Annotated in this window: 6 protein-coding genes; all 6 read right to left on the bottom strand. The window is 23.1% G+C overall.

Going from position 1 to position 12686, the window contains the following annotated elements; translation table 11 throughout:
* Positions 1–683: 683 nt before the first annotated feature.
* Entirely contained in the window at positions 684–5357 is a 4674-nt protein-coding gene (locus tag AB6A63_RS00880) for an AAA domain-containing protein (RefSeq protein WP_370430816.1), read from the bottom strand.
* 123 nt (positions 5358–5480) lie between these two features.
* Positions 5481–6500 (bottom strand): tryptophan--tRNA ligase, encoded by a 1020-nt coding sequence (trpS, locus tag AB6A63_RS00875; RefSeq protein ID WP_370430815.1) that lies wholly within the window; start codon positions 6498–6500, stop codon positions 5481–5483.
* 2 nt (positions 6501–6502) lie between these two features.
* A complete protein-coding gene (locus AB6A63_RS00870) occupies positions 6503–7375 on the bottom strand; it encodes a hypothetical protein (protein ID WP_370430814.1) in 873 nt (290 codons plus the stop codon).
* A gap of 49 nt (positions 7376–7424) precedes the next feature.
* Complete coding sequence (gene dnaN, locus AB6A63_RS00865; protein ID WP_370430813.1) at positions 7425–8561, bottom strand: DNA polymerase III subunit beta; 1137 nt, start codon at positions 8559–8561, stop codon at positions 7425–7427.
* A gap of 30 nt (positions 8562–8591) precedes the next feature.
* Positions 8592–9947 carry a chromosomal replication initiator protein DnaA gene (dnaA, locus tag AB6A63_RS00860; RefSeq protein ID WP_370430812.1) on the bottom strand — a complete coding sequence of 452 codons (1356 nt, stop codon included), beginning with the start codon at positions 9945–9947 and terminating at the stop codon, positions 8592–8594.
* Positions 9948–10015: 68 nt separating this feature from the next.
* The gene (gene nrdE / locus AB6A63_RS00855) at positions 10016–12556 is read right to left on the bottom strand and encodes a class 1b ribonucleoside-diphosphate reductase subunit alpha (RefSeq protein WP_370430811.1); all 2541 of its coding nucleotides are present in this window, start codon (positions 12554–12556) and stop codon (positions 10016–10018) included.
* Positions 12557–12686: the final 130 nt, after the last annotated feature.

Here is a 12686-nt window from a genome sequence, read left to right as displayed (position 1 = left end):
AAAAAAGTTTAGACACTTTTTTGAATGAAAACAATATTTCTTTAGTTTGAAAAGATATTAAATTATCTATTAATTTTTAGTCTTAAAGAGTCATTTTAAAATAAAAAGTTGTATTAAAAAACGGACACAGCTCAATGACTTGATTGGTCAGCGGTAAAATAAATTATTTTGTTTTTATAAATTTTATAAATTTTATAAATTTCATTTAATAAAGCTGTTTTTTCGATACGACGACGTCCCAAAACAATACCAAATTCAAATTGATCAGAATCTATTCTGTTTTTTAATTCTTCTAATTCTTTTTTTCTTCCTATAAATCTAGAACCGAAAATAGTTTATGGTTTTATCATTTTTTAACCTTTATTTTTTATTTTGATCCGTTATTTTTTGAAAAAAACTTCATCGAAATAAATTATATCATATGTTTTTATTACAAAAATTTTTAAATTTGGAAACATTTGTTTATTTAAATTTTATTAATTTAGATAATATTAAAAAAATAAAAATTCAGAAAATAAAATTAATATATAAAAAATAATATATAATTCAACAATTTGTTTTTTTATATTTAAAAAATAATAAAAATGATAAAAAAGACTTTATAATTATAATATCCATTCAAATAATATAAAATATACTCTTTTTTATCATTTATTTAAGAAATTAAAAATATTTAAAAATTATTAATTTTTGGTTTTTTCACCAAAAACTTTTGTTTTAATAAATTGAGTATAAGAACTTTTGAAAACGTTTTCAGAACTAATAGGTTTAATACCTTTTTTTTTTAAACAATTAATTAAATCTTGAATAACGTTGTTTTTGTTTTTGTAAAAGTCGGAAGCAAAAACACGCCAGAATTGCCAACCATTACGTTCTAAAGTTTTTTGTCTATTGAAGTCATAATTAAATTGTCCTGCACCATGAAATTTATCACCATCACACTCAATAGCAAACCTTAAATCGTTTTCACCTTCCACTATCATATCAATAAGATAATTTCCTACTTTCAATTGTGGAATCACTCGATAACCTTTTTGCATCAAAATATCATAAATTTCTTGTTCGAATTTAGATTCGAATAATAATTTAGAATCTTTAATTATTTTTTCGTTTTTCAAAAAAGGTGATTTAAAATGATTAATTAAACCTCTTCTTAAAACATCTTTAGAACTTAATTGATCTAATTCAACACTACGAACTAAATACATACGATCACGAGCTCTAGAAGCTGCTACATTAAAACGTTGTTTAGCGTCTTCTTTAGTTAATGCGAATGGTTTTTTTTGTTGTGGATAAAAAGAAACTACTAATGAAATAAACATAATATCTCTTTCTTCGCCTTGAAAAATTCTAGGATTACCACATTTAATTTTATGTTTTTCTTGAAGTTCTAATGGTATTTGTTGATTTAGAACATCAATGATATATTTTTCTTGCCATTCTCCTAATAAAGTAACGATTCCGATAGTTTTATGTAACATTTGAGGATCTTTACAAATAGCTTTAATTTCGTTAACAATAAAATGCGCTTCTGATTTATTAATAACTTGACTTTTAGCTAAACCGTCGCCACCATTTTGGCCATCAGTAACTAAAACATCAATTAAAGGAGGTTCTAAAGATTCGAATATAGTAGGGTAACGCATCGGTTGAATCTCATGATTATAAAATTCTCTATTAGAATATTCGATAATCGGTTTTACAGAACGGAAATGTTCTTTTAACATAATTTTTTGATGTGCGAAAACAACTTGGAAAAGTTCATAAATTGATGAACCTGCATTGATATGTCCTTTATAGCTTTTTACTTGAGAATGTAATAAACTTTTCATTAAATTATTAACTTTATCAACATCTAACATATCAATAGGACTAATTTGTTTATCGTCTCCTACAATCAAAATTTTTTCAGATCTTAATAAAACAGATAAAGCAGATATATTTGATTGTGAAGCTTCATCAATAATAACTAAATCGAACATACCGAATTGAGAAGGTAAAATTTCAGAAACTTTATCATGTGTCATAATAAAACAAGGTATAGCTTGTGATTCGATAACACGATTTAAGGCTTCATTAGCTTCTTTACGATAATTAATCGCTTTTTTACCGGTCCCTTTACCAATTTTAGTGATGTATGTAGTAAAAGATTGAAGTGCAGATTCAATATTAGGATTCATTTTTTGGAAAACTTGTAACCAAGTACGACGTTCCACAATCTTTTCATAAGCTTTTTTAAGATCGTTAATTTTTAAAAAACGTTCGCTTTCTAATTTTTGCATAACACTACTAAAATCTAATTTTACATAAGATGCCAATTGACGCATTAACCAACCAGTAGTCCAGTTAAAAGGAATTAAAAGATCATCTTCATTTTTTGAAGGTTGCGAACGTAAAGATTGAGCCCATAAAATAGCTCCTGAATTTTCAATACTTTCTGTTACTTCTTTGATAACAATAAATTGTTTTTTTAATTTTTGAAGATGAACTAATTCTTTATATAAAGCATCCCATTCGTTTTTAAAATCTGAATCCGAAACCAAAGAATTTCCAAGTTTTTCTTCTATAAATTGAGTTATTTTAATCAAAATATCACCTGATTCAGTATTAAAAAATTTAATAATTTCTGCTTTATTTTCAGGATATTTTTGTAACTCATATAATTTATAATGTTGTTTTAATATTTGATCGATTTCTTTCAAAATTTTAAAATCATCTAATTTAGCATCTGATAAATCGTACTGTGGTAATATTTTAGAAACTATTTCAATAATAGATTGTTCTTTTTTAAATTTTTGAATCATCATATTATAATGATCGCAATCTTCTTTGATTTTTTCTAAAACATGTGTCAAAGGAAGAAATGAATTAGATATTATAATTGGCGATAAAAATAAAAAATGAGCTAAACTTTGATTCCAAATAATGATTAACTTTCTCATTTGTTTTTGTAATTGAAAAAAGTCATAAACGTATTGCCATTCAGCAACTGATTTAGGTTTTTCATTAACAAGATTAATAGTATCTATTTTTTGTTGAATACTTTTTGTATTTTTTTGTAAAAAACGGAAAAAAGATTTTCCTTTTGTTTTACGAAGAATAGCGCTGATTACATCATTATCATTAACTATATCAGGATCATTTAAAATTACCGGTTTTGAAACAAAATTAGATTTAAAATTTTTTACCACTTCTTGTAATTCTTCATAAAAATCATCAAATTTAGTTATTGGTAACTCAGAAAATGATTTTTTAAATTTTTGTTCAATTTCATTATGCCATTCAAAACGTAAACTTTTTTCATTAATAGCTTCTGTTAAAACAATATACTCATTAATTTTAATACGTAATTCAGATACCGATTGATAAACAGCATCATTAGTATCACTTAAAGATGGCAAAGTTTTATTATCGATTTGTTGTTTAATTTGATTATAAATAGTTAATTTTTGATGAGTTTGATCTATGATTTTTAAAATATCTGTTGGAACATCCGGAAAATCAATATTATAATAACTTAAACTTTCACCTACAGCTAAACGAGCTGATTTTAATTTTTTTAAATCTTTAGATAAAAATAAAGGTTCATTTTCAATCGATAATTTATCTAATAACCACTGTTGATAATTATTGGATTCGTTTTCTGAAAGAAAGCGAGCAGCTTCCGAAGGTGAAAAAGTTTTAGAACGATTATCAATTTGTAAAGTAATTTTTTGATATTGTTTTTTAAATAATTGATCCGTTTCTTTTTCGATGCGAGATATTTCTGCATATAAATTATCAATTTTTTTTGTTAAAAATTCAATTTCTTGATTGTATTCATCTTCATTAATAGAATTAATAGTATTTTTAATAGTAGTAACTGAATTTTCTAATTGTTTATTATCTTCTTGATCATTTGATAATAAACTAACTGCTAAAGGACGAATTGAAGGTAATAATTTGTTTTTTAAAACATTTAAAGCAGTTTTTTTCATAGAAGTAATTAATACTCTTTTACCTAAAGTAAGATAATGAGATAAAATATTAGCGATAGTATGTGTTTTTCCTGTACCTGGTGGACCTTGAACTACTACTCCATCATAAAACTCTAATTTTTGAATAATTTTTAATTGTTCTTCATTAGCTGGCATAGTAGAATATAAATCAGCAATTTTATTTTCAGTTTCTTCAGCGTCTTCGCTGTTTTCGTTATAAGAAGAGTAATAAATTCCTCTAAATTCAGTTAATTTCATTTGTAAACGAGAATTATCAGGTTCAGTAAATAAAGCAGAAATTCCTTTAGGTAATTCAGGAAGTTCTTTTTTTGTAGAACTTTGTAATTGATCTTGGAATTTTTGTAAATCTTGTAACAAAAATTTATTACTACGTGGACGTAAAAAAATAACCCAAGTATCAGTAATTTTCATTTCATTAGTAATCGAAGGTAAACTTCGATCAGATTTAGGATCTATAGTTATATATTCTCCTCTGGAATCGAGATTACTCGCTGCTTTTTGAAGAATATTGTTAAAAGTATCAAGCTCAAAAGGAGAAAAATATTTTTCATCATTGGAAGATAAATCTTTTTGCCATTGCATCCATTCTGACTCTAAATTTTGTACACCCATATTTGAAACAGAAGTATAAAGATCTAAAAGAATTTGTGGTTTTCCTTTAGCTGTTATTTCTATAGCTGAAGTTTCTTCGTTCATATTAAGGCTAAGTTCATGGACGATTAAAGGATAACGAATATCCATCATTTTATCATCTAAACCTTTTCTTTTCCATAATACCATTCCTGAACCTATAACAAGCTCTTTTAATAAATCATCTTCATTAGTCTTAAATTCTTTTTCTAATTTATATAATTTATCATATAAAACACGAGTTTCGGCACGTTTTTTTTCTTTTAATGTCCAAGGATACCAAACAGCATGCCAATAATCATCAAATTCTTCTTTTAATTTTGGTTCTTTTAATAAAAAATCTTTTAATTTTATAAATTCGTTATCTGAAAAAGAATCAATATCAATATTTAAAAATGATTTTTGGGTTAAAATATCAGATTTTAAAATTTTAGATTTTAATTTAGGTTCAATATTGTAGTCATTAGAAACATCCAACCAAAATTTCAAAAATGAGGAATTGTCAACTTGTGGAGCTGCTTGTGGTAACGATCTTTCTACTACAAGCCAAAGATGCGTTTCTGAAACTTGTGGATACACATAAACACCAGGTAATTTTCGTAATTCATCTTCAAAAAAAGACAATTCGTGTTCATTCACATCAGAAAAATATTTATTTGATTCCGATAACTTTGAAGTTTCTTTAACAAATTCAATTAAGGAGGATAATCTTTGATGTTTTATTGTCATTTAATAGTTCCTTTCAATATGAAAAAATCAAAATATTTAGAATATTAATAATCTATAATTCACCTAAATTATATCTTTTTTCTTAACAAATAGGATATATTTATTTTAAAAAAATAAAAAAATTTAAAAATTTATTTCTAATCCTAATTTTCTTTTTATTTCTTTTAATTTAAAATCAGCTATATTTAAAGCTTTTTGCGTACCTTTTTCTAAAATATCTTTTAAACTAACATTTTTTTTTAAAAAAAAATATTTTGTTTGAATGTTTTTAATTTCTTCAACTACTACATTCGCAACTTCTTCTTTAAAATCTTTATAAGAAAAATTTTGAAAATGTTGTTCTGTTTTTTTAAAATCCCATTTTTTTAAAGAAGAATAAATAGTTAAAAGATTACTTATACCGGGTTTTTCTTCTATATTGTATCGAACAATATTTTCTGAATCAGTAACAGATCTTAAAATTTTTTTTCTTATATTTTTTACATCTTCAAAAATATAAATACAACCTTTATCATCAAAACCCATTTTTGAAGAACTTTTACTCATTTTTTTTTGAGGTTGATTTAAAGATTTTACCATATTGCCCAATTTTAAAGTCTTTGGAATAGTAAAAGTTTCTCCATATAAATAATTAAATCTTTTAGCTAAAACACGAGTTAACTCTAAATGTTGTTCTTGATCAGAACCAACAACAACAACATCCGAATCATAAAGTAAAATGTCAGAAGACATTAAAATAGGATAAGTAAAAATAGATGTTCTAGTTGTATCTAATGAATTTTTCTTTTCTTTAAATTGGATCATTCTTTGTAATTCTCCTAAATAAGAAGTAGATTCCATTATATAACTTAAATAAGGATGTTGAGGTATTTCAGATTGAATAAATATATTGGTTTGATCTAAATTTATTCCGGAAGCTAAACAAAAATATAAAAGTTCAATAATTCTTTGTTTTAATAAAGTTGGTTCTTGAAAATTAGTTAAAGCGTGTAAATCCGCAATAAAAAAATAAAATTCATATTCTTGAAATTTTTTTTCTTGAAAAAGAACGAAAGGTTTTATTAAACCTATATAATTTCCTAAAGTTAAATCACCTGTAGGTTTAATACCTGTAATTAATCTTTTTTTTTCTTTAAAAAACATATTTATTGATAAACCTTTTTTCTAAAATCAAATATATAAAAAAATACAATAGCAAAAAACAAAGTTAAAACTATTATTCTAGCTAAAACTAAAAATAAGTTTTTATATAAACAATGTTCATCTTCTGCAGAAAACGACTTAAAAATAATGTTTCCATGAAAAGGACATTGTAAACTTGGATAAGGTACTTGTTTACATTCTTTTATGCGTTCCATTTTTGAATAATTTGATTTAGAATCTTCTTTGCAACTATCAAACCGACTACTTCCGGAAAAACCAACGATAACCAAAAACCAAACAAATAAATAAATTAAAGGATGTAAAAAAGTATAAAAATAATCTTTCTTTTTACTTAAATAAAAAGGGAAACAAAAGAAAAAAAATAAAAAAAAAGGTAAAGGTACAATAATATGTTGTAAAACGTCTACAATATACCAAATATTTCGATCTAAATCAAAACTGTTGAAGTCCTTCAAATTCCTTAACAAAATAATTAACTTACTATTTTCTCCAAAAATAGGAATCAAAAATAAATTATAAAATAAAAACGTCAAAAGAGTATTGACTGCCACTGCATAAAACAATATAGAATATATTTTTTTATTTTTAATTTTAAAAAAAGATGTGAATAAAATTATTATTACTGATACAACCATTTGATAAGTGAAATAAAAAGGTATTTTACAAATTCTTTTTAATAATTTATCCGGTGGACATTCTGTTGTTGATTTTTTAGCAAACATTTCCAACAAAAAAGTAATTGTCGCTATGGTTATTAAACAAAAAAAACATATTTTTGCTTTAAAACCAAGTTCGGAAAATAAAGATTTTACTTTGTTTTTGTTAATCTTTTTATTTTTTTGTTTAATAATCATAATCTTTTTAAAATAAAATCCTTTTGTAATTTTTTTTTGAAATATAAAATTATTTCATATAAAAAGGTGAAATTAAATATAAAATTGTTTTTTCTTCTTCACTCGCGATAAGAAAAGGTTTAAAAGAGTTTTCGAAAGAAAACGTGATTTCCTCACTAGGAAAAATTTTTAAAATTTCTTCTAAATGTTTTATATTAAAAAAAACATTTGTTTGTTCGTTAATTAAAATTTCTGAAGTTTCTATTTCTTCTAATGCGTTTCCGATTTCTTCACTATTAGAAAAAATTTTTATTTTTTTGCTTTTATCAATTATAAATTCAACAACATTATCTAAAAAAATTCTATCTTTAGGTAAAAATAAAGAAACTCTTTCTAAAATTTTAATTAAATTATTTTTATTTATTTTGAAAAAATTAAACAAATTATTTTTTTTAGATAAATTTATTTGAGGATAACTACCTTCCAAAAGAGAAGATTGGAAATCTAAAGAATTAGTTTTTAAAAAAAAATTTTTTTTGGTTATTGATATTTTAACCATATCATCTTTTTGTTGTTCTAAAAGTTTTAATAATTCTTCTAAACTTTTACCTGGAATAATAATATCAAAATCAGAACAATTTATATCTAAATCAATTTTTTTCTGGCCTAAGCGAAAAGAATCAGTAGCTGAAGCTATTAAAGAAGAAGAGCGATAAGTTAAATTAACACCTGTTAACACATTTTTTTGTTTTTCTTTTGAAGTGACAATAATAATTTCTTCAATAATTCTTTTGAATAAATCTGTTTTGATCTCAAAAAAATTATCATAATCAAAAACAAAATTATTTAAAGGAAAATTATTTAATTCAATTAATTTCAACTTATATCTAGAATAATCAGTTTTAATAATTAAAAATTTATCTTCTAAAGAAGATATTTTAACAAAATTGAAATCTATTTTTTTAACAATATCAAAAAAATTTTTTCCTAATAAAACCAAAGATCCTTCTTCTTTTGTTTTTAAACTTTTGTCTTCTATTTTGATTTTGACAACAAAATTAGCATTATTTCCTTCTAAAAATAAAACATTTTCTTTAATGGTCATTTTTATATAGCAATAAACAGGAAAAAAAGTTTTATAAGGAATGATTTTTTGAATTTGATTCAAATAATGCAAAAAAACTTCTTTTTTAATCTCGAATTCCATATTTTAATTTCTTTTTTCTTTAAATTACTTTTATTTATTTATCTTTTTAAAAATAAATTCAATAACTTTTTTTAGTTCTTCGTCTTTTTCTATTTTTTGTTCAATTGTTTTATAAGCTTTATAAATACAATAATATTTTTTATTTAAAAGAAAACCTATTGTTTTATAAGAAAAATTATTTACTTTTTTTAAAAAATAAATTGTAATTTGCCTCGGTAAGGTATATTTATAACCTCTTTTTTTTCCAACTAATTCTTTTACATTAATATTGTAAAAATGACTTATTATATTTTTTATTTTTTCTGCGTCTTCTTCTTCTTGATTAATGCTTTTTTTATTTTTTAATAAAGGTTCTAAAGCTTCTTTTGTGTTTTTTAAATCAATTTTTAATTGATAAATTTGAATATAACTTAAAAGTCTAATTAAAGCTCCTTCCATTTCCCTTATATTATCATAAAAATTCAAAGAAATAAAATTTAAAATCTCTTTTTTTATTTCAAATTTACTTCCTTGAATAACTAATGTCTTTTTTTTTAAAATATCTAAACGATGTTTATTGTCAGGATTTTTAATATCTACTATTAATCCTGCCTGAAAACGATTAGTTAACCTTTGCATAATATTACTTAATTCAGAAACAGCTTTATCACTTGTAATAACTATTTGTTTTTTATTAAAATTAAGATAATCAAAAATTTTAAAAAATTCCATTTGTGTTCGAGGCGCTTCAGATATTGTTTGAATATCATCTACTAAAAAAACATCAATATTTCTATATTTTTTATTGAAGTTTTCCATTTGTTCTTTTCTTAAATTACTAGTAAAATCCTCTATAAATTCATCTACTTTAATATATAAAACTTTTTTTTTAGAATTTTTTTTTATAATATAATTTCCGATAGCTTGCATTAAATGGGTTTTTCCTAAGCCGACAGAACCGAAAATATACAAAGGATTAATTTCTGTTTTTTCTGAAGTAGCAATTCTTTTAGCCATTTCAAAAGCAAAAAAATTGCTTTCGCCTGTAACAAAATTATTAAAAGTATAATTAGGATTTAAATTATTTTGATAATGTTCAAAAGATGTTTTTTTTTCTTCTTTTAATAATTTTGTTTTAGGTTTATTTTTTTCTTTAAAAATAAATTCAAAATAAATTTTTTGTTTAGAATATTTTTTGGAAATTTTTTCCATTTTATTTAAATAAATATTTAAAATTTTATTTTTAATAAATTCATTTTCAACTAAAATAAAAAAAACTCCATTTTCAACTTTATATAATTCAACATTAGAAAAGGTTTCCTCAAAAACCTTTTCATTATAAATAAAAGATAAATCTTTTAAAATATTTTTCCAAATATCTTCTTTTGAATCTTTTTGTTCTTCCATTTAAATTTACCTTTTAAAAACTTTTTTAAAATTGTCTGAATTTTAAAAAATTTCTTACTTTAAAAAAATTAAACTCCGCAACTTTCACATTCAGCAACTTTTAATTTTTGTGTACGAGTATAATAAAGTGTTTTAACGCCTTTATGATGAGCATATAAATAATATTTTTGTAATCCACGTGTTGTTACATCAGAAGTAATACATAATTCAAAAGAAATACCTTGATCAACATGTTTTTGTGCAGTAGCGATAACATCAATTATTTTGAACTTATCCATTTTATAAGCTGTTTGATACATAAAAGAAAAATCTTTTAATCCAGGAGCAGGAAAATAAGTTTTTGAATTACCGTAAGTTCTTTCTTCTACTAATTGTTTGATAGGTGTTAAAGATGGAGTAGCTGACATAATATAACCGATAGAACCATTTGGAGCAACTGCTAAACGATGTGAATTATATAAACCGTGTTTTTTAACGTGTTCTTTTAAGTTTTTCCAATCTTCATCACTTGGAATTTCTATTCCTTCGAAAATAGATTTTACTTTTGATAAAGAAGGAAAAATAGCTTTTTTGTTTTCGAAATATTTTCCATTAGCATAATCTGTTTTTTTAAAATCATGAAAAACAAGACCTGTTTCTTTAGATTTTAAAGAAGAATGAAGTAAAGAGTAATAATTTATCATATTAAAGAAAACATCTATTAATTCGATATCTTCTTTGCTTCCAAATTCAATCATTTGTTCAGCGATAAAACCATGGTGTCCCATAATACCAAAACCAACACTTCTATTAAGATTATTAGCTTTAGCAACAGCTGGAACATGTTTTATATTTGTTTTTTCTGATACTGAATTCATTATTTCCATTGCTGCAAAAACAGTTTCTTTTATTGCTTTATTTTTAATCATATTAGTCATATGACCAGAAGATAAATTACAAGAAACATCCATTCCTATTTGATCATTTTCTTTTTCATTATAATCAGCATAAGAAGAAGTAATAGTTGGTTGTAAAATTTCTGTACATAAATTTGAAAATTTAATTTTATTTTCAAAAACGTTTTCTCTATTAACATTATCACTAAACATTATGTATGGATATCCTGATTCTCCTTGAAGTTGAGATATTACTTCTAACAAAGAACGAGGATTAATAAATCTTTTTTTAACTCGAGGATTTTCTAATAAAATATCATACCATTTTTCAATGTCGGCAGTTACATCAGCGAAATTTAAATTATATTCTTTAAAAACAGTATGAGGATAAAAAACAGCCATTTTTTGATTATTTTTAGCTAATTCTAACATTTTATCAGGAATTACAACTCCCAAAGATAAAGTTTTTAAACGAATATCATCATCAGCATTTAATTTTTTAGAATTTAAGAAATCTTCAATATCAGAGTGGAAAACATTTAAATAAATTGCTCCTGCTCCTAATCTTTGTCCCATTTGATCTGCGTAACGGAAAGCGTGATCTAATAATTTAGCAACCCCAATAACTCCTTTACTGGAATTATTGATTTCTTTAATACTTTCTCCTTTGGCTCTCAAATTAGTAAGATTAATGGAAACTCCACCACCAAGTTTTGATAATTGCATTGAAAATTCTAAAATTCTTGAAATATCATTTAAAGAATCGCCCGCTTCTAAAAGGAAACAAGAAACAAATTCTCCTCTTTTTTTCAAACCAGTATTTAATAAAGTAGGTGTTGAAGGAGTAAAGTTTTGTTTCATCAAATGATAAATTAATTCTTTAGCCATAGCGAAATTACCAGAAGCATGATAAAGAGCATTAACTGATAATCTATCTTCGTAATTTTCTAAATAGAATTTTTTATCTCTAGTTTTTAAAGCGTAATCTTTATAAAATTTAAAAGCTCCAATAAAAGAAGGAAATTTGAAATTTTCATTATAAGCAAATTGATAAATTTCTTTTATTTGTTTAAAACTATATAAATCTAAAAATTCTTTTTCATAATAATCATTATTAACTAAAAAATCTATTTTTTCTTTTAAAGTATTAAATCTTTTTAATTTTGGATTAAATTCTTCTTTGAAAAAATTTTTTAAAGCTTCTTGATCTTTTTCTAAATCTTTAATATTTCCGTCACTGTCTATAATTTCATTATTTAAAATAATATAATATGGAATTACGTGATTGTCTTGTTTTTCTGAAGGAATTTCTTTTGTTTCTAAATTATTATTTTTAGTTTCTAATTGGTTATCTTTTTTGTCTGAACAATAATTATTTAACCATTGTTCTAAATATAAAAAATCTTCGTTGAATCCTTTTCCTTCAAATTTTAAAATTAAAGGAATATTGAATTTTTTTTCAATTATTTCTCCTGCTTTTCCGAAATTTTTTCCATAATTTCTATTTCCTGAAACAGCAGTTCCAATAACTAAAGAAGAATATTTTTTTAAAAACTTTTCGGTTGTGTCAGGTAATTCGCCGAATCTAACAGTTTTAGTTATTAAAAAAATTTTTTTGTTATTATCGTTACTGAAATTATTAATGTTTTCTGATTCAAAATTTTTAAATTTTTTTACAAAATCAAAAACATTTCCTTTTTCGTAACTATCATAAATTATTTTTATTTCACTCATTCTCACAACAATCAAAACCTTCTCAATAATTTATCTTACAAAAATTATTTAATTTTAAAAAATAAAAAAATTTTTTAAAAAATTTTTATAATTAAAAATTATAAATTAAAAAAAAATAAAAAAAATTTAA

Source organism: 'Camptotheca acuminata' phytoplasma (assembly GCF_041276565.1).
GTDB lineage: Bacteria > Bacillota_I > Bacilli_A > Acholeplasmatales > Acholeplasmataceae > Phytoplasma.
Note: the sequence above shows the minus strand (reverse complement) of the source record. Positions and strands in the feature narration are given on the sequence as shown.

Coding starts and splice junctions, on each gene's coding strand:
- AB6A63_RS00880 (WP_370430816.1), bottom strand. CDS start 5,357: ATGACAATAAAACATCAAAGATTATCCTCCTTAATTGAATTTGTTAAA.
- trpS (WP_370430815.1), bottom strand. CDS start 6,500: ATGTTTTTTAAAGAAAAAAAAAGATTAATTACAGGTATTAAACCTACA.
- AB6A63_RS00870 (WP_370430814.1), bottom strand. CDS start 7,375: ATGATTATTAAACAAAAAAATAAAAAGATTAACAAAAACAAAGTAAAA.
- dnaN (WP_370430813.1), bottom strand. CDS start 8,561: ATGGAATTCGAGATTAAAAAAGAAGTTTTTTTGCATTATTTGAATCAA.
- dnaA (WP_370430812.1), bottom strand. CDS start 9,947: ATGGAAGAACAAAAAGATTCAAAAGAAGATATTTGGAAAAATATTTTA.
- nrdE (WP_370430811.1), bottom strand. CDS start 12,556: ATGAGTGAAATAAAAATAATTTATGATAGTTACGAAAAAGGAAATGTT.